Origin of the sequence: Sorangium sp. So ce726, from assembly GCF_051521405.1 — a bacterium.
Taxonomy (GTDB): domain Bacteria; phylum Myxococcota_A; class Polyangia; order Polyangiales; family Polyangiaceae; genus Sorangium.
This window is the reverse complement of the sequence record NZ_CP150349.1, coordinates 8251875-8270431: the sequence shown is the minus strand read 5'-3', so window position 1 is coordinate 8270431 and position 18557 is coordinate 8251875. Positions and strand designations below refer to the sequence as shown.

The 18557-nt window shown below is 66.9% G+C and carries 16 protein-coding genes; 7 read left to right on the top strand and 9 right to left on the bottom strand.

The window, feature by feature from the left end; all coding sequences use genetic code 11:
- Nucleotides 1–17: 17 nt before the first annotated feature.
- The 6 genes from WME79_RS30610 to WME79_RS30585 all read right to left on the bottom strand — a co-directional run bounded on the left by WME79_RS30610 (nucleotide 18) and on the right by WME79_RS30585 (nucleotide 5985).
- A complete protein-coding gene (locus WME79_RS30610) occupies nucleotides 18–1004 on the bottom strand; it encodes an HTTM domain-containing protein (protein WP_437522027.1) in 987 nt (328 codons plus the stop codon).
- Nucleotides 1005–1008: 4 nt separating this feature from the next.
- The gene (locus tag WME79_RS30605; RefSeq protein ID WP_437522025.1) at nucleotides 1009–1797 is read right to left on the bottom strand and encodes a DUF5819 family protein; all 789 of its coding nucleotides are present in this window, start codon (nucleotides 1795–1797) and stop codon (nucleotides 1009–1011) included.
- Nucleotides 1798–1881: 84 nt separating this feature from the next.
- A complete protein-coding gene (locus tag WME79_RS30600) occupies nucleotides 1882–2271 on the bottom strand; it encodes a hypothetical protein (RefSeq protein WP_437522023.1) in 390 nt (129 codons plus the stop codon).
- Nucleotides 2272–3322: 1051 nt separating this feature from the next.
- Nucleotides 3323–3802, bottom strand: coding sequence for a YbhB/YbcL family Raf kinase inhibitor-like protein (locus tag WME79_RS30595; RefSeq protein WP_437522021.1), 480 nt, complete (start codon nucleotides 3800–3802; stop codon nucleotides 3323–3325).
- Nucleotides 3803–3885: 83 nt separating this feature from the next.
- Nucleotides 3886–4566 carry an HAD family hydrolase gene (locus WME79_RS30590; RefSeq protein WP_437522019.1) on the bottom strand — a complete coding sequence of 227 codons (681 nt, stop codon included), beginning with the start codon at nucleotides 4564–4566 and terminating at the stop codon, nucleotides 3886–3888.
- Nucleotides 4567–4641: 75 nt separating this feature from the next.
- The gene (locus tag WME79_RS30585) at nucleotides 4642–5985 is read right to left on the bottom strand and encodes an erythromycin esterase family protein (protein WP_437522017.1); all 1344 of its coding nucleotides are present in this window, start codon (nucleotides 5983–5985) and stop codon (nucleotides 4642–4644) included.
- Nucleotides 5986–6391: 406 nt separating this feature from the next.
- On the opposite strand from WME79_RS30585, the gene WME79_RS30580 reads away from it, so the two are divergent.
- Together WME79_RS30580 and WME79_RS30575 are read left to right on the top strand one after the other, a co-directional pair.
- Nucleotides 6392–6934 carry a hypothetical protein gene (locus WME79_RS30580; protein ID WP_437522015.1) on the top strand — a complete coding sequence of 181 codons (543 nt, stop codon included), beginning with the start codon at nucleotides 6392–6394 and terminating at the stop codon, nucleotides 6932–6934.
- A 526-nt stretch (nucleotides 6935–7460) separates the two neighbouring features.
- The gene (locus WME79_RS30575) at nucleotides 7461–8576 is read left to right on the top strand and encodes a glucuronyl esterase domain-containing protein (protein ID WP_437522013.1); all 1116 of its coding nucleotides are present in this window, start codon (nucleotides 7461–7463) and stop codon (nucleotides 8574–8576) included.
- Between the two features lie 378 nt (nucleotides 8577–8954).
- On the opposite strand, the gene WME79_RS30570 is transcribed toward WME79_RS30575, so the two are convergent.
- Complete coding sequence (locus tag WME79_RS30570) at nucleotides 8955–9983, bottom strand: hypothetical protein (protein ID WP_437522011.1); 1029 nt, start codon at nucleotides 9981–9983, stop codon at nucleotides 8955–8957.
- 485 nt (nucleotides 9984–10468) lie between these two features.
- On the opposite strand from WME79_RS30570, the gene WME79_RS30565 reads away from it, so the two are divergent.
- Nucleotides 10469–11374: an FG-GAP repeat domain-containing protein gene (locus WME79_RS30565; protein ID WP_437522009.1), complete on the top strand. Its 906-nt coding sequence runs from the start codon at nucleotides 10469–10471 to the stop codon at nucleotides 11372–11374.
- A gap of 43 nt (nucleotides 11375–11417) precedes the next feature.
- Here WME79_RS30565 and WME79_RS30560 read toward each other — a convergent pair whose 3' ends face one another.
- The gene (locus WME79_RS30560; protein ID WP_437522007.1) at nucleotides 11418–12839 is read right to left on the bottom strand and encodes a hypothetical protein; all 1422 of its coding nucleotides are present in this window, start codon (nucleotides 12837–12839) and stop codon (nucleotides 11418–11420) included.
- A gap of 324 nt (nucleotides 12840–13163) precedes the next feature.
- On the opposite strand from WME79_RS30560, the gene WME79_RS30555 reads away from it, so the two are divergent.
- The 4 genes from WME79_RS30555 to WME79_RS30540 all read left to right on the top strand — a co-directional run bounded on the left by WME79_RS30555 (nucleotide 13164) and on the right by WME79_RS30540 (nucleotide 16860).
- Nucleotides 13164–13961 carry a hypothetical protein gene (locus WME79_RS30555; protein ID WP_437522006.1) on the top strand — a complete coding sequence of 266 codons (798 nt, stop codon included), beginning with the start codon at nucleotides 13164–13166 and terminating at the stop codon, nucleotides 13959–13961.
- A gap of 226 nt (nucleotides 13962–14187) precedes the next feature.
- Complete coding sequence (locus tag WME79_RS30550; RefSeq protein ID WP_437522004.1) at nucleotides 14188–15345, top strand: sensor histidine kinase; 1158 nt, start codon at nucleotides 14188–14190, stop codon at nucleotides 15343–15345.
- Nucleotides 15342–15998, top strand: coding sequence for a response regulator (locus WME79_RS30545; protein ID WP_437522002.1), 657 nt, complete (start codon nucleotides 15342–15344; stop codon nucleotides 15996–15998). Before WME79_RS30550 ends, WME79_RS30545 begins: the two co-directional genes overlap by 4 nt.
- A 130-nt stretch (nucleotides 15999–16128) precedes the next feature.
- A complete protein-coding gene (locus WME79_RS30540) occupies nucleotides 16129–16860 on the top strand; it encodes a DUF2306 domain-containing protein (RefSeq protein ID WP_437522000.1) in 732 nt (243 codons plus the stop codon).
- Here WME79_RS30540 and xylA read toward each other — a convergent pair.
- Nucleotides 16841–18172 carry a xylose isomerase gene (gene xylA / locus WME79_RS30535; protein ID WP_437521998.1) on the bottom strand — a complete coding sequence of 444 codons (1332 nt, stop codon included), beginning with the start codon at nucleotides 18170–18172 and terminating at the stop codon, nucleotides 16841–16843. The genes WME79_RS30540 and xylA overlap by 20 nt on opposite strands.
- Between the last annotated feature and the right edge of the window lie 385 nt (nucleotides 18173–18557).

The following is an 18557-nucleotide window of genomic DNA, read 5'->3' as shown; positions in this document are numbered from 1 at the left end:
GCCCGCGCCACGCCGCGCTACTTCGTCTGGATCCGGCGCGCTGGCACGAGGCGCCGGAGCGAGGGCGCCTCGAAGGACACGAGCCGCCTGGCGAACGCGCCGATCGCCCGGTATTCCGCGTCCGCGATGAGCGCCAGCTCGACGCTGATCATGAACGCGGCGAACGTGCCGAGCCCCATCATGACGGCGATGCCGGCGTGGAACAGGAACGCCGCGGCGAGCGAGAGCCTGCGTGTGTGCCGGTTCAGGGCGAACAGGAACGGGAAGCTGATCTGGAACCCGACTGTCGTGTAGGTCAGCGCCGTCACCACCGCCACGCTGCGAGACAGGCTGTCGCTGTGGCCGGGCCACGTGAACTCGCCGACGCGGGTGATGTAATAAAGCGCCGTCCCGTTCTGCCACAGCTCCCCCTGCACCTTGTAGAGCCCTGCGACCCCGTAGACCAGGCACACCTGGACGGCGCAGGCGAGGATCGCCGCGTTGTGGAGCATCCCCTTGATCCGCTGGAGGTCTCCGCCGCGCTCCCGCTGCGCGCGCAGGCGGTCGGCGTCGAGCGAGAAGTATGCGCCGAGCTCGGCGAAGATGCCGTACAGCAGCGCGAGCCGGACGAGGTTGTCGCCGCCGTCGAGCAAGGCGGGGTTCCGCTGATGCAAGGACCAGAGCCCAACATACGTGAGCAGCGACATGAGCCGCGTGCGGAAGCCGATCACCCACAGCGCCGCGAACAGCATGGCGAGGTGGAAGACGACATCGAAGTAGAGCGGCGACCTGCTGAGCAGGTAAATCGAGAACGCGCCGGTGTTGTGGGCCTCCTCGAGCGACCGCGCGAACGGCCACACCCCCTCGGGGCCATAGAGGTAATGGCGCTGGAAGTAGTTGGCCAGGTAGAGGTGGAGGATGGTCAACCCGGCGACGATCCGGAAGAGGCTGGCCCCGATCAGGCAGCGCTCGCGGCTCGCGAGCTCCACGATGCGTTGCCAGCGTGCGTTCAGCTTGCTCAGCATGGCGTCACCTCTCCTCCGCGGCTGCTGCCCGGAGGGCCATGGGCGTCTGGTGTCTGTCCTCGGCCGTCGCGTCCAGCGGCGCCACCTGTTGATAGGGAGCCCAGTCGAAATCATAGTACGTCATCTCACCCTTCGAGTCGGGCAGGTCGCGCCGGGAGAAGCGCGGGAATTTCAGCACCGCCAGGCGCAGCCGCACCGCCGCGGTGCGGTTCGGGCCGTACAGGCTGTCACAGTGCGCGGAGCCGGCCCGCTCCAGGACGCTCTTGCCGAGCTGATAGCCAGCGTCCTGCTCCTTCTTCACCTCGTCCCTGAGCTGGTCGACCACCTGCGCTTCGGGGGCCTCTGCGCCGCCTTCGCCCGCCTGCGCGCGCGTGCGCTGCTGATCGAGCTTCTTCGCCATCTGCAGCGACGTCGGATCGACGGTGTAGATCATGCGCGCCGCGCCCGTCACCGATCGTCCGAGGCGGGTCGCGGGGCCGAGTCGGTTCTCCAGGTGGGATTCCCAGTAGGGGGTCGTGATATCGGTCCACCCGGTCTCTGTCGTGCTCCCGTCCGGCTCGTGCAGGCGGCAGGCGACCATCACGAGGCGCGTGTCGGTGATGGGATCGGGGGCGAAGAGGTGCCAGTTCTGCTGGAAGAACGGGTTCATGTACCCGCTGATGAGCCGCGCGAAGCGGAGCTGGAGCGGGTTCTGCGGCGTCAGGTATGCGGCTGTCATCGCGAAATGAAAACAGAGCGCCGCGGCGAGCAGCGCGGGCGCGGACGTCGAGAGCACACGGAGTAAACGGCGCATGGTTTCGTCCATCCCGGGTTCGGGGTCGTCGGAGAGCGGCGCAGAGGTCCGGCCATCTCTGGCCGGACCTCTGCGGGCGGAACGCTAGTTGTCGAAGAGGATGTCTGTTTGACCGGACGCCGGCGCGTCGTTCAGCGCGATCCTCCTCCAGCCTCCATGGCCGTGGAAGCCCCCTGCGTTCGCCGTCGCGACACCGACGTTGCCGTACCCGCCGGCCTGGGCGACCGACGACTGGGCGACGGAGCCCGAGGTCCCGATGGCGATGCCCGCGATGCCGATGTTCGTCGAGGTGGCCACGTTGGCCCCAGGGAACCCGCAGTAGTACGCCACCTTCTCGGGCACGCCGGCGCTCGCGTTGGCGTGAACGACTGAGCGGCCCTTCAGGCTCGAGGTGGCGGGCGTCGCTGCCTGCGCCATCGCCACGCCGACGAACAACGACATACCAGCGACCGCGGTGATGATCTTTCGTGTCATGTTCTTTCTCTTTCGTTCGATCTTGTGATGGTTGATGGTTAGAGAGGCCAGACATGCCAGCTGCGTTTGCCGACCGTGCGGAGCCCCTGCGTTCGAGGAGCTCCACTGAACTCGGTCCATCAAGCCAGCTCGCAGGTCATGTGCCCCTGTGTGCTGCATGACGTCCGACGTAAGAGCACTCGTCGTGCCAGCCGCGCTCTCGGCCGGTCCAGCGCGCGCCGCGCCCTCTCGCCGCGCCAATGTGAGGCCGCGGCCGCTCGTCGGCGCTTCCCGCCCGCGGCCAGCTTGCGTGTTCGAGCAAACCATCGCGCGCAACCCTTTGCTCGGATTGTCGCGTTCGAAACAGCGATCTCGCTGCCTTTGGTGATGATCCGTCAGGACAGGCGAGCTCAACCCGCGCAGCCGGGCTGGCTCCGCTGTCTGAACATCGCGGACACATGCGGGGCAGCGCCCCCGTACCCGCCGCTGCGCCGCGAGCTCGGCCGCCGGCCGCGCCATTCGGCACGCCGCGTGCCTCGGCCCCTGGCAATCAATGATGCCCATTCATGGAAGCATCGCTGATCAGGAGGAGTGAAGATGCGCGGTACGCTGTTATCGGTGTTCGTGTTGTCGGTGCTGCCCGCTTCCACGGCGCTCTGGACGAGCGCTGCCGCGGAGGCTGCGGACGGCAGAGCGGGGGCGTCGGTCGACGCCAATGAGCCAGATCCTTCGCCGGCTAGAGACGCTGAGGTCGCGGCGGGCGGGGAGGAGGACTCGATCGCCTCGTGCGTCGCCACCTGCCCGAAGGGCGATAAAGTCGTCACGTGTCATGAGGGAGTGTGTCAGTGCCACTGTGACGATGACGGTCGCCCGGTCTGCAAATGCGAATGAGCGTGCGCCGAAGGCGCGTCCATAGTGAGGTGTAGATTCGGGTGATACGGGCTCATCCGCCAGGGAGGCGAGCGAGGCGTACAAAAGCACGCCGCAGCGAGCCGAGCGACGCGGATGAGCCCGTAGCGCACGAAGGCGCGCGCGTGGGCGAACGCGAGCAGGGGCCGACGGCGAGCGGCTCCTACGGGCGGTGCCCCTTCTGGTACGTCCCGACAAGCTCGACACGCGCGAGGACGTGTCCCGACATCGCCTTCTCGAGCTCCACCTTCGTGAGCCCGCCTCGCGGGGGCAGCACGGTGTCGAGCGCATACAGCTTGAAGAAGTAGCGGTGCTTGCCGACGGGCGGGCACGGGCCGCCGTAGCCGGCGCGCTTCCAGTCGTTCCTTCCCTCGAGCGTGCCTGTCGGCAGATCGGCCTTGTGCGCGCCTTCGGGCAGGCCACCGGCGTCGGGCGGGATGTTGTAGAGCACCCAGTGGACCCACGTCGTCTTGGGGGCGCGTGGATCGGGCGCGTCCGGGTCGTCGACGATGAGCGCAAGGCTCTTCGTGCCGCCGGGGACGCCCGACCAGGAGAGCGCGGGCGGCACGTCCTTCCCCTCGCAGGTGTGCACGATCGGGATCACGTCGCCATGGTGGAAGTCGGGAGATTGTAACGAGAGCATCGGTTCACCTCGCCTTCAGAGCCTCCCTGAGGCCCATTCCTGATTTCGGCCGCCGCGCGTGGACCGCCTTCGCCAGGCGGCCCTCAGGGCAGGACGCCGAGCTCGTCGAGCGCGGCGCCGAGCTCCGCGGGGTCGCGGTATACCCGGTACGCCCCCGCCGCGAGCAGCTCATCTTGCCCGTACCCACCGGAGAGCAACCCGACCCCGAACATGCGGGCTCGGCGCGCGGCGAGCAGATCCCATACGGAGTCACCGACAACATAGCAGTCCTCGGCCGCCACCTCGAGGCGCTGCTGGCACGCGAAGAAGAGATCGGGCGCCGGCTTTGCGCGACTCACGTCGCCGCGAGCGACCACGACCATGTCCGGCGGGAGCTCGAGCGCCGCGAGCGAGGCGTCGATGTCCGGACGCCGTCCGGAGGTGGCGATCCCGTGCGGCACGCCCGCCTCGCGCAGCTGGCGGAGCAGCGCGACGGCCCCCGGGAGAGCGCGCCGCTCCGGCAGGATCTGCTGGAAGATCTCGCCGTGGCGTTCCTGGACGAAGCGCGCCTGCTCGGCCGCCAGCGGATAGCCGACCTCGCGCGCGACCGCGCGAGCGAAGAGCCCGCCGCTCATCCCGATGCGCCGGTGCACCCGCCAGGCGTCGATCGGCATGCCCGCCTCGGCGAACGCGCGCTGCCACGACAGGACGTGGGCGTAGACCGTGTCCACCAGGGTCCCATCGAGGTCGAAGAGGATCGCGTACACAGCGCTTCCGCGGTTCAATGGATTCACCTCCTCCTGCGCCGGGATGCCCGCGCGCCCAGCGCGCTTTGCGCTGCGCGCGCCATGCAGCCGGCGTCACACGCCGGAAGGGTAGGTCTCCGGCGGCTCCTTCTCTGCCCGCGGCGCGAGGTGCAGGGGCCGGACGGCCTGCGACTCGTCCACGAAGATCAGCGCGTCGTAGCGGCGCGGCAGCGCCGTCGGCACGTAGTTCCCGTACCAGTCGTACTCGGGGTGGTAAACGACGCCGACGGCGCGGTGGCCGCGCCAGTCCAGCGACTCCTCCGGTAGCCGCCCCGGGTCGAAGATCAGCAGCCGGTCCTGGTTGCCCGTGTCGTGCAGCAGGTCCTCCCAGCTCTCGGGCCGCCCGACCGGCAAGCGCATCACCTCCATCGGCGCGTCCCACTCCCGGGCGGCGATCACCGTGCCTCGGTGGGTGCCTAAGGCGACGAGCGCCACGCGCTCCTCCCCGTGGCGCTCGCGGGCGAGCTGGCCGAGGTTCACCTCACCCCGCTCCGCCATGTCGGTGAAGCGCGCGTCGCCGATGTGCGTGTTGTGCGCCCAGACGAGCGCGCGGGCGCGCGGGCCGTGCTGCTCGAGCAGCCGATCGAGCGTCTCGGCCATGTGCCGATCGCGGACGTTCCAGGACTCCGCGTTGCTGCGCACCATCGCCCGGTAGTAGGCCTCGGCGTTCTTGACCACGAGCGCGTTCTGCTCGGCGACGAAGTGGCCGTCGCGCCCGTCGGCGCCGAACCCCGGCGCTCGCCTGCGCACCTCGGCGAGCAGCTTGACGGCCTCCGCCTGGCACGACTCCGGCACGAGCACCGTCGCCCGGGCGTACTCCTGGGCATCGTCGGCATACGGCTCGAAGCAGCGCAGCGCGCGCCGCGCGGCCGGCAGCGCGTCGGGGGCGGCCCCTTCCAGGTAGCGCATGACCTCGCGGAGCGAGTCCCAGAGGCTGTAGACGTCCAGCCCGTAGAAGCCGACCCGCTGCTCCTCGGGCCGACCCTGGTTGTGCCTGCGCAGCCACTCGATCAGCTCGGCGACCTCCTCGTTGGCCCACATCCACGTCGGCCAGCGATCGAAGGCGCGCAGCACCGCGCGGGCGCTGCTCCCCGCGTCCGCGTGGCCCTTCACATAGCGGTTGACGCGGTAGCAATCGGGCCAGTCGCCCTCGACGGCGATGAAGGAGGCGCCCGCTTCGACGATCAGCCGCCTGGAGAGCTCCGCGCGCCACGTGTAGAACTCGCGCGTCCCGTGCGTCGCCTCGCCCAGGAGCGCGCAGCGCGCGTCGCCGATGCGCTCGATCAAGGGGTCGAGATCGGCCGTGGAGCGCAGCGGCCGAGCCAGCGCGCGGAGCCCGGACAGGAGATCGGGCGTCGCGCGCGTCCCCGGCTCGATGAGGCGTCGCAGTCGAGCCATGATGCGATCCTCCTGGGGCACCGCGGCGGAACGGCAAGCTCGCGCGGGGTAAGGGCGAGTGTGCAGGCCGCCTGGCGGCGGGAGAAGAACCGCCCGGTGCCGCTGAGCTCGTGCCTTCGCGGGCACATCACCGCCGGAGTGCGGTTCGTCCTCCGACGACGAGCAAACGACCCGACTCTACGTGAACGCGACGCGACGAAAAAAGTCTTGCCAAAGAGCGTCGCTTCCTCGGATGTCCCGTAGGTGCGAGCTTTCGCGAGGTGTTCCCGGAGATGATCCGTATGGATCACATCGACTGCAGGCTTGTTGAACATTTGCATCCTGACCAAACGCTGCCCGCTCCGGTCGTACGATTCCCAGCGATAAGCGTGATCGAACCGCCCTCCGCTGGGAATGGGATCTGACGATGTCGTTCGGGCCAACCTTCTCCAAACCTGTCCGTCTAACGGCCCTCCTCCCCCCGTTCGTCGCGTGCGGCCCCAGTCATGGCGGCATCACAGTTGATGAGGATGACAACTCCAGCACCGGCAGCCCGACCAGCGGCTCTTCGTCGGCTGGCACCACGTCGTCCGTGGCCGGCACCGGCGGCGGCAGCACCCGTGGCGTGACCTCGGGAACGGGCGGTTCCTCGACGAGCGGTGCGGGCGCCTGCGGCTCGAACCCGACGGGCGGCGGGGACACGACGCTGGTCGGGGTCGAGACCCACGGCGCGGACTGCCCCGTGCCCAACATGCCCGCCTTCAGCGAGCTGAAGGCGTATGACAAGCTGCACGATCCCTTCACCACGATGGATGGCACGAAGGTGACGACCCGGGTGCAGTGGGTGTGCCGGCAGCAGGAAATCTCGGAGATGATCCATCACGACGAGACCAGCCCGAAGCAGAGCAAGGAGGCCACTGTCTCGTTCACGTGCCATTGGCATGGTCACAGCGCAAATTCGTACGCGTGACAAAAACAGCGTCATCAACGCGAAAGACGCACAGGTTCCCCTGACGTCTGCTATAAGAACGGCGGTTTTTCGCGTGTCACGTACTACGTGTCATGCACCGCGTGTCGCTTTCCGCCACTGCATTCGAAACATGGAGGCATTCATGTCTGTCCGTTCTCGTGCTTCGCGTAGCTTAGCCGCTCTCGCGATTCCCGCCCTCGCCCTCTTGAACTTCCCTGGCTGCGCTTCAGAAATCGGATCCGGCGGTACCGGGGGAGATGCTACGGGCACAGGCGGCGGGACACCGAGCGGGAGCGGGGGAGTCACCACGAGTGGAGGCTCCGCGACCAGCGGTGCTTCCGTGACCAGCGGAGTCGCCAGTACGGGCGGCGGTGGTCCGACGAGTGGGTCCGGCACGGGCGGCTCCCCGACGGGCGGGGCCAGCGGGACCGGCGGGGCTGACGGGACCGGCGGGGCCAGCGCAACCAGCGGGACCAGCGCGACCAGCGGGGCTGGCGGCGGCCCCTTCACGTGTGTCCTGCCCACGTTGCCTGAGCCGAGTGGTCTGACCGAGGTCAACGAGAAACTCCCGGATCCGTTCACGTTCTATAACGGAACGAAGGTCACTACCAAAGAACAGTGGGAGTGCCGCCGCAAGGAAATCCTGGCAATGGCAGCCAAGTACCTTTATGGTCCAGTCCCCGGCGCACCGGACGAGGTGACGGGAACCGTATCCGGAGGTACCGTTTCAATCACTGCCAAGGTGGGCGGAAAGTCAGAGAGCTTCTCGGCGAGCATCAGCGGATCCGGCTCAGTGATCGCCCTCAAGTTGTCGGGTGGTATCTTCCCATCAGGCGCCAAGACGCTGTCGTTTGGAAGCGGCTTTGAGGGCAAGATAAGAAATCTCTTCGGCATTTCCGAGGTCAACACCAACATCGCCAACGGATGGATGATTGACCGGGTGATGGACGTGTTGGAGAAGAACCCGGGCAGCGGACATGATCCCACAAAGGTCATGGTGTCGGGATGCTCCGGATGTGGAAAGGGTGCTTACCTGGCGGGTGTCTTCAGCCGTGCGCCGGTGGTTGTTATCGTCGAATCGGGCGGTGGTGGTGTAGCCAACCTGCGTCAGGCAGAGTGGTTCAGGCACGGTGACGGTGGCTCTGTTTGGCAGTGTTCAGATGCCAAGCCTCAGAGCATCGACAACCTCGAAGACAGCGGTATCTGCGGACCCTGGGTGACCAGCGCGGCCCGTTGGCTCCGAAACGACCCCTCGAAGGTATACAACCTCCCCTTTGATACGCATATGCTCCTGGCGACCATCGCTCCACGGCATCTGGTGCACTTCACAAATGCCAATGGCAGGAACTCATGGTGTCACCTGGGTGGAACCTGTGAAGCCCTCTCCGCATGGGCAGCAAAGCCGGTGTGGAAAGCGCTCGGTGTTCCGGAGCGCATGGGTTTCCAGATGTACAGCGCAAACCACTGCGGCGCATCGGGCACTCAGACCGCCCTTGCCGGCGAAATGTTCAAGCGGGCGTTCGAAGGCAACAACAGCGCAAACACGGACGTGATGGGCATCCTGGACAATGGCGTTCAGCAGCCGGTCAGCGAGTGGAAAGACATGTGGATTGACTGGGATATGGATACGGTGCTGCAGTAGTGATGCCCTTGGGGGGCATGAAAGCCATTCTGGCCTTGCCCCCCCCATTCGGCGTAATTCCCGGGCGTCGGTCCTTCGAAGCCTCCCGAGAGCCCGTCTTGCGCATCTTGGGCAGGGCAAGACGGGGGCGTTCTGCGAGGCCCGCCCCCCTTCCTCCCCACCATCGGTCACCAACGTAAACGTGGACGTAAACGTGGACGTGGACGTGGACGTGGACGTTTACGGCTTACCGTTGACGACCACGACCACGACCACGACCACGTAAACGTCCACGTTTACGTTCGGATGTAGGAGAACTAGGCGCGAAGCTTGGTTAACGCCTATGCGGGCGGCCGGTCCGGTAACGGACCGGCGCGACAGCGCGGAGACGAAGCTCGTTCACTCCCAGCCGGAGCTGCTGGCCGCGCCCAGGAACGCGCTCACGCCGTAGACCTGGCCGCCGCGCATCTTGAACATGTGCATGTCGGTGTTCCCCATGAACATGGTGAAGCCGACCCCGATTCCCCTCTCGACGTCCGCGAAGATGAGGCGAGGGGCGAGCGCGGGTGACCCCGAGCCCGGCTGGCCAGGATCGCAGCTCGCGCCGGCGCTGCACGTGAAGGACCCGCCGCCGTTCTCGATGCGCTTGCAGTTGCTGACCGTGTTGCAGACGCCGCGCGGGAACATCCAGAAGTACTTCTCCATCCAGCCCTCGAGCTCGTCCCGCGAGTTGCGCTCGTTCTCCGGAACGGGCTCCTCCCACTTGACGGTATCGCCGCTCGCGATGATGGCGCCGGTGTTCGAGGCGAAATTTCCCCCGGAGACCTTGTAGTCCCCAGGTCGCACGGCGATGGTCTCGATCTCGGTGATCTCCTGGCCCTGGAGCTTGAGGCGAAGGGCGACCGGGATGTCCATGCTGCCGTCCGGCACCACAGCCTGGCTCGCGGAGCTGCAGGTCTCGGTGTCGAGCGCGCTGTGAGCGTACTTGAGCGCTCCGGCGGTCTTCCAGAGCCCTTCTTGCCCGAGCGTCAGGGCTTTGCCGTTTTCCGTGAATTTTACGTTGTCGGCGAGGGGCAGTGTCGACGGATCGTGCGCCGCGAGCGCCTCGAAATAGGCGTCGATCGTGCTCTTCAGGAGCTCGCGCGTGCACGCCGTGGAATTCCCACCTCCCCCTGTCCCTGTCGCTGTCCCAGTCCCGGTTGTCGCGCTGCCACCCCCGCTTCCAGCGGAGGTTCCTCCCCCGCCGGCCCCAGCGGCCTGCGACGCTCCGGCCCCGCTGCTGCTCGTCGTGCCGACACTCTCACCGGTCGACGTTGTGCCCGTGCCGCCGCTGCCGCTTGTTTCCGGCGTAGGCGGTGTGTTGTCGCCATCTCCGCCGCAGGCGACGAGCGCGAGCAACGGCAGACAGGCAGCGAGGGAGCGACGCACAGAGAGGATGGATATCACGCCATGGTCAGCCATATCCTCGGCTACATCTCCCACGTCGGCACGTCAAGGCCATCTTGCTTGCTGCGACGGCGCACATCTCTTCGAAGGTTCGAGTGCTCCTCCGAGATAGAGAAAAATATCGTCACAACGTGCCCGTCACACGCTGACCCGGGCTCGCTCGTCGCCGCTGGACTGGCGCTTGCCGCTCCAGGGGCGCGCGTGCTCGGCGCGCCCACGAGGCCGGATACCGGACAGGAAATGCCCGAACGGCACCCGTGCCCGCGCCTGAGGCGCAAGAGAGGGCGCGTATGAGACGGTCTGCGGCTACAGGGGCGGCGCTGCGCGTGGTCGCTGCGATTCACACCATGGCCGCCTGCTCGCCGGGCGTGGACCTGTACGAGGACCTTGGGGCGGATGAGCCCGCGGCGTCACCGCTGGGGGTCGCGACACCGAGGCTGGGCCGCTCCCGGTGGGAGGCTGTCCGCATGAACGACTTCGACGCCGACAGCATGGGGGACATACTCTGGAGCAGCAAGGAGCAGAACCTGATCGCGATCTGGCTGATGGAGGGGAACCGTCTCCTGGCGCCGGGGCCGTTCATCCCGGGACCCATCGGCCAGGGCTGGGAGGCGGCCAACGCGGGCGACTTCAACCGCGACGGCATGGCTGACGTGGTCTGGCTCAACGCAGGCCAGAACCTGATGACGATATGGCTGATGAACGGAAGCCAGCTGCTCGCGCCGGGGCCGGTGCTCCCAGGGCCGCCCGGCGAGGGATGGACGGTCACCTCGGCGACCGATTTCAACATCGATGGGATGTCGGATCTGCTCTGGAACAACGAGCGACAGAACCTGATAACGGTCTGGCTGATGGATGGAGGCCAGCTGCTGGCCCCGGGGCCGGTGTTCCCGGGGCCGCCCGGCGAGGGATGGACGGCTCCCACCGCGCAGGACGTGAACGCCGACAACATGGGGGACGTGTTCTGGAACAACATCGAGAAGAACCTGATGGCGATCTGGCTGATGGACGGAACCGAGCTGCTGGCGCCGGGGCCGGTGATCCCGGGGCCACTCGGCCGTGGCTTCAAGATCGTCACGTCGTCGGACTTCAATTTCGACGGCATGGGGGACGTGCTCTGGAACAGCCCCGAGCAGGGCCTGATGGCCGTATGGCTGATGGCCGGAGACCAGCTGCTGTCGCCGGGACCGGTGCTCCCGGGGCCGCTCGGCCGCGGCTGGGAGTTGCGCCCCGGCACCGACGTGAACTTCGACAGCATGGCGGACGTCCTCTGGTACGCTGTCGGGACGAGCCAGGCGGCGGTCTGGCTGATGGAGGGCACGCAGCTGCTCGCTCCCGGGCCGGTGATCCTGGGGCCTCACGACGGCGGCTGACGCCGCGCCGTCGCGCGCCCAGGCAGCCGACGGCGCGCGCGGCTCAATGCCGCCGCTTGTTCTGGACGCGCGACTGCGGCAGTCCGGCGCGGTTCTTCTGGAGGTAGCAGATCTCGACGAGCGTCGGCCACAGCTCGAGCGAGCCCTTGAACTGGCTGATCACGTCGTCGACGATGCGGACGAGGTTCTGCTGGAAGAAATCGGGCTCGAACCCATAAAAGGCCTTCTCGAGGGTCACGGCGAAGCGGCGCAGGGCGTCGGCGCGCTCGTGGCTCACGGTCGCCGCTGCGGCGCCCAGCACCCGCGCATGGAGCGCGGTGATCCGTCCGAGGATCCGGTCGCAGTCCTCCGCGGTCACCTCGCCGCCGTAGTCGAAGCTGATGCTGAGATCCTCGACCTTGGAGAGCGTCGACTTGATCTTCAGCTTGAGGAGGTTCGACACCTCCTCGTTGAACACCTCGGCGGCGAGCGGGCTCCGCATGTAGTTGCTCTTGACGTGCGTCTGGACGGCGTCGACGTGGGCGGCGGCCACGCCTTGCTGCTGTATCCAGAGCCGGTAGATGTAGTCCTCGAACCGGAGCCGCGTCGGGAAGAACGGCGGAAGACCGAAGCTGTTGTCATAGCCGGCGACTCCGCAGTCGATGCGCCAGTTCTTGTTGGTCACCGCGGGGCGGAAGTTGACGAGGACGTAGACGTCGTTCAGCTCATCGAGCTCCACCTGCCCCTCGTCGTCGAGGAACATCTCCACGTAATCGATCGCGTCGATGTCGTTCGTCCCGGACCGGAACGTCTGCGCGACCTTGACCACCGCGTCGTCGGGCACGTCGCCTGGGTCGAGCAGCAGCGAGTTCTCGCGGACGAGGCCCTGCGTGGCGTTGGTCTCGAGGTCCATGGCGCTGTCGCGGAGCAGCTCGCCGCGCGCGTGGTTGGCCGGGACGTCCGCGACGCGCCTGCCAAGCACGTCGAGGAACGCGGCCAGGATATCGAACGATTTGCGGGTGAAGCCATCGCCGTTCACCTTCAGGAGCTTGCCGCGGCAGACCTCGTCCTGTTCGAGCGACTCCGGGCTATGCTCGACCAGCGCGTAGGGGCGCATGTCGTCGTCGGCGCTCAGCATGCGGGTTCCCAGCGTGTACATCAGGGTGTAGTTGCGGTTCCCGCCGTAGCTCGGCCGGAACAGGTTCCTGACGAGCGGCTCGAGCTTGCGGTCGCGGAGCCGGTCGTTGAGGTACGCGATGAACGCCTCCTTCTCGCGCGGACCGACGTAGTAGAGGTCGTTGTAGGTCGCCGTCGCCTCGAGCAGAGCGTAGTATTTCTGCTGGTTGTGAACGTTCGAATCGTCGAAGACGACCATCGGGATCGCGTGTCCGTTGCGCCAGAAGTGCTCGTCGTAGAGGTGGATGGTCTCGCCCACGTCGCGCAACCGGTACGTGGGGATGACGAAGAGTGGTGGCCTGTTCTGCATGACAGCCCCAAAGCTAGGGCCGCCGGCTTCAAGAAACCGTCAAGAGTCGCCCGGGCGGCGTCAAGAAATCATCAAGCAGAGTGCACTCGTGCACTCGCGGGCTCGTGATAACGTCGCTTTCCAGGGCGGGCGGATCGCGCAAACGATTGTTCTGTCGACTCGGAGCACGTCGCGTAATGGCTGGGGGCTTGACGCTTCCGAAACGATTCGATTTCCTCCCCTCTCATGAACGGTGTGAATTCAGCTGACGGAACTGCCGGCGAAGGCGCAAGAATCCGACGCTCGGCTCGATTGTGGCTCGGCCGGCTCACGTGGATGGCCGCGGTGTCGTTGCTCGTCGCGTGCGGTTCGGGCGATGGGAACAGCGCCAGCGCGGGCGACACGGTGACGGGGGGCTCGGGCGGCGCGACGAGCGGGACCTCTGACGGTGCGTCGGGAGGTCTGGGCGGAGGCAGCGACGGCGGCGGGGCGGGGGAGGGCGGCTCGGGCGGCGACACGGACCCTGGCGCAACGTCGGGCGCTTCTGCTGGGGGCGCGGGTGGGGCCGGAGAGGGCGGCGCTGGAGATTGCGAGAGCGGCCCGGAGGCGCTCGAAGGCAGCGTCTATCAAGGCGATCTGCTCATCGCGTCGGACGCGGACGTCCTGGCAGCGCGCGCTTACTCCACGATCAGCGGCACGATCTCGGTCAGCCCCGGCTTCGCTGGAACGCTCGACTTGCCCAGCTTGCTCGAGGTCGGCGGTATCCAGGCCGAGGGCGGTGCCGAGCCGGCCACGGCGCGGATCAAGGCGATCCGCATGCCGAACCTGGTGCGAGTTCGCGGTACGTTGTGGATCTATCTGGCGTTCGAGCTGCTGGAAGCCGATTTTCGCAAGCTCGAGACCGTCGATGAGCGGTTCTGGATCCATCGAAACACGGAGCTCGCGACGCTGCGGCTCGATGCCTTGCGCACCGTGGGCGAGGACGTACAGATCACCGGCAACCTGAAGCTCCCGGCTTGTACTCTCGAGAGGATCGAAGCCAACCTGAAGGCGGCCGGCAACACCGACATCAGCATCTCCGGAGGCCTCCAGGAGACCGGCTGTGAATGCACCCTCGTCTGCGGACAGGGGCTCTGCTTGTAACGAGCGTCGATCCGTGGCCGAGTCGAGAATGTGAGCCATCGGACAGGGGAGGCCTCCCTGCCGGCAGCTTCGGGGCGTCGATCCGCGCGGCGCAGCGGACCATCGCGAGGACGCCCCCATCGAGACCTCGTGCGCGGCGTCTATCCGGTCTATGCTGCGACCAGCACGCCAGGTCGTCGTGCTGGTTCGCTCGGACGATGGAGTTGGAGTCAACCCGGCCCTTACCATGAGGCAGGTGCGCGAGTTCTTTCGATCCGTGTGGTCCGAGCCGCGAGCACCGCACCCCCCTCGACGCGTCCGGATGGATTGGGTGCTCCTGGGCGTGTTCGCCGCGCTCGGGTCGCTCGAGGTCGCGATCCGGCGCGACCTGCCGTGGCGGATCGCTTCGCTGGTCCTTTGCATCGGGCTCTTGCCGACGCTGCTCTGGCGGAGAACCAGACCGCTGCAGATGGTCGTGATCGCGTTCGGCCTTCTCATCGCGATACAGCTCGCCGTGATGGTGACCGGCAGCGCGTCACCAGGGCTGTACGCGATGGTCTATATGGTGCTGTTGCCCTATTCGTTGTTCCGGTGGGGTACGGGGCGTGAAGCGACGATCGGGCTGCCGATCATGGTGACCTCGGCGGCGGTCGACATGATCCGTTCTCATGCCAGGACCGGCGATGTCATCGGGGGTTACGCCGTCCTGCTCTCCACGATGGCGCTCGGCGCGGCGGTGCGCTATCGGGATCGCGTGCGTCTGCGAGAGCTCGATGAAGCCAAGCTGGCCGAGCGAGAGCGGATCGCCCGCGACCTTCATGACACCGTCGCCCACCATGTATCGGCGATCGCGATCCGCGCGCAGGCTGGCCTCGTCGCCGCTTCGGCTCGCCCCGAGGCTCCTGTCGACGCGCTCCGCGTGATCGCGGACGAGGCATCTCGTGCCCTCGGCGAGATGCGCACGATGGTCCGGCTCCTGCGTCGCGGCGAGTCGGCCGAGCTCGCGCCGAGCCCGCGGGTCGCCGACCTCGGACAGCTCGCAGGCCCATCCGCCGCAGGGGCTGCTGTCGAGGTGAAGTTGACCGGGAGCTTCGATGACTTGCCCTCGTCGGTCTCCGCCGCGATCTTTCGCCTCGCGCAGGAGTCGATCACCAACGCTCGCCGGCACGCTCGCCACGCGACCCGGATTGACGTGGAGGTCACGGCCGACGACACGTCCGTACGTTTGCGGGTCACCGACGACGGCCAGGGGGCCCACGCTGGCCATTCAACGTCGACGGGATACGGGTTGGTCGGCATGATCGAACGAGCGACGCTGCTCGGCGGCACATGCCATGCGGGCCCGGGCTCACAGCGCGGCTGGACGGTGACGGCCGTGCTGCCTCGGAATGGACGGACAACATGAGCATTCGCGTCATCGTCGCCGACGATCAAGAGATCGTCCGCACCGGGCTCAGCATCATCCTCGGCGCCCAGCCTGACATCGAGGTCGTGGGCGTCGCCGACAACGGACACAAGGCGGTGGAGCTGGCGCTCGCTCTCCGTCCCGACGTGTGCCTGTTCGACATTCGCATGTCCGGGATCGACGGCATCGAGGCTACCCGACGGCTCGCCGGCCCGACCGTCGACCGTCCCCTGGCGGTCGTGGTGATCACAACCTTCGATCATGACGACTACGTGGTTGGCGCCCTCAAGGCCGGGGCACGCGGCTTCTTGCTGAAGGACGCCGGTCCCGACCTGCTCGCGCAGGCCATCCGCGCCGCCGCGAGCGGCGACGCCTTGATCGCTCCACGTGTCACCGCCCGCCTCCTCTCCACGTTCGCCGCCTCCAAGCCCCAGCAGCCACGAGCACAGCCCGGGGAGGCCCTCAGCGCCCGCGAGGAGGAGGTCCTCCTCACCGTGGCCCGCGGTCGAACCAACGCCGAGATCGCGGATGAGCTCCACATCAGCCTGAGCACCGTCAAGGCGCACGTCGCCAGCCTCATGACCAAGCTCGGCGCGCGCAACCGGGTCGAGATCGCCATCTGGGCCTACGAGACCGGCCGCGTCCGCGACTGAGCCGCCAGCCCAGGGCCGGGTGGCGGTGCACCTGGCCGAAAGTACGATCGCCCCATCGGGCAATCGGCCAACTCCGATCCGACATTTGCGCCAATTGCGACGCCATCATGGCCATCACTAGCTTGGTGCCATGACGAACGAGAGCACCACGACCCCCTCGGCGAAGCGAGACTGGCTCGTACCCGCGCTTCTGCTGGGCCTCAGCGCGGTCCCTGTCGTGGCCGGCGCCTTCCGCCTGGCCGAGCTGAGCATCGGCGCCAGGGTCACCCCGGACAACGCGCGCTTCTTCGCTGCGCCCGTGCCCATTGTTCTGCACATTTTCAGTGTGAGTGTATTCTCGATCCTGGGTGCGTTCCAGTTCTCCTCGGGCTTTCGCCGCCGGAAGCCTCGCTGGCATCGCGCGGCGGGGTGGGCTGTGGCCCCGTCGGGGCTCGTGGCTGCCGCTTCGGGTCTGTGGATGCAGGCGTCTTACGAGCTCCCCAAGGGGGACGGCGACGCCCTCGCCGTTCTCCGGGTGCTGTTCGGCTCTGCCATGTTCATGTCGCTCGTGCTCGGTCTGGTCGCCATCTGGCGGCGCGACTTCGTCCGCCACGGCGCCTGGATGCTGCGAGGCTACGCGATCGGTCTGGGCGCGGGGACTCAGGTGCTGACCCACGTGCCGTGGGTGCTGCTCTTCGGCGTGCCGGGCGAGGGCGTCAGAGCGCTTCTGATGGGCGCTGGCTGGGTGATCAACGTCGCCGTCGCAGAGTGGATCCTCCGCAGGAGATCGACGTCTTCTCACAAAGAAAAACAGCCGGGCGCGCAACGGCGTCACCCGGCTGTCGTCCCCGCGATCGCTCGACTTATCGGATCCAGCGATTGACGATGTTTTCGTACAGCTCTTGCTGACCGCTCGTGAGCTTGATCTCACCGCCAGCGTTGCCGATCTCGGCCAGCTGCTCCAGCGTCAGCTTGCCCTGCTCGAACTCGGCGCCCTTGCCGCCGTCGAAGGACGCGTAACGCGTCTTGCGCATCGCCTCGAGCGGCGACTTGCGGATCAGGTCATCGGCGATGAGGAGCGAACGGGCGAACACATCCATGCCGCCGATGTGGCCGTGGAAGGTGTCGATGAGATCGCTCGAGTTGCGGCGGCGCTTGGCGTCGAAGTTGACGCCGCCGCCCTGGAACCCACCGCTGCGGAGCAGGATGAGCATCATCTCGACCGTCTCGTTGATGTTGTAGGGGAACTGATCGGTGTCCCACGCGTTCTGATAGTCGCCGCGGTTGGCGTCGATGCTGCCGAGCATGCCGTTGTCCGCCGCCACCTGCATCTCGTGGTCCATGGTGTGGCCGGCGAGCGTCGCGTGGTTCGTCTCGAGGTTGAGCTTGAAGTCCTTGTCCAGGCCGTGCTGACGCAGGAACCCGATCACGGTCTCGGCGTCGAAGTCGTACTGGTGCTTGGAGGGCTCCATCGGCTTGGGCTCGATGAAGAAGACACCCTTGAAGCCGCGCGAGCGCGCGTAGTCGCGAGCGACGGTCAAGAAGCGAGCGAAGTGCGCCTTCTCGCGCTTCATGTCCGTGTTCAGCAGGCTCATGTAACCTTCGCGGCCGCCCCAGAACACGTAGTTCTCACCGTTCAACGCGATGGTCGCGTCGAGGGCGTCCTTGAGCTGGGCGCCGGCGTAGGCCAGCACGGAGAAATCCGGGTTCGTGGAGGCGCCGTTCATGTAACGCGGGTTGGAGAACAGGTTCGCCGTGCCCCACAGCAGCTTGACGCCCGACTGCGCCTGCTTCTGCTTGGCGTACTCGACGATGGTCTGGAGGCGACGCGACGTCTCGGCGCGGTTTTCGCCCTCCTCCACGAGGTCGATGTCATGGAAACAGTAGTGCGTCGCGCCCAGCTTGGTGATGAACTCGAAGTTCGCGTCCATCTTCATGCGAGCGCGGGCCAGCGCGTCCTTGCCCTCATCCCAGGGGAAGTTGATCGTCCCCGGACCGAACGGATCGTGCCCACGCCCGCAGAACGTGTGCCAGTAACACACGGCAAACTTGAAGTGATCCTTCATGGCCTTGCCGGCAACGACGCGGTTGGCGTCGTACCACTTGAACGCAAGGGGGTTGTCGGACTCAGGCCCCTCGTAGGGGATCTTGCCAACACCCGGGAAGTACTCTCTGTCTCCAGTGACAACGGTCATAAACGGATCTCCAGCTCGTGGTTTGCGTGTGCCTTAGTGTCAGAGGGCGCTTTCGACAACGGTGTCCGCGCGGTAAGCCCCAGGGCTCTGGTCTGCGGGCCAGGGTGGAGGCGGCGTCTCCACGCCCGAGTTGGGCTTCCAAGCTTGTTGCGTTTGTTGTGGCTCCAGCGCTCCTCAAGTCAGGCGAACCACCGGCGCGCATCAATTGCGCGCGTGGCGGAATCGGCGGGCTAGCAATAACATGGTGCCGGGTCGGAGGCTAGGGTAGCCCTCCGGCGCCTCGCACCGTTGACTCTGGCTAGCTGTGCCGCGTCAACCTCCCCCGCACGGACGAGCGCGAGACCTTACCGAGGTTGCCTGCGCTGCCCTCGCTGGATCCGTCAAG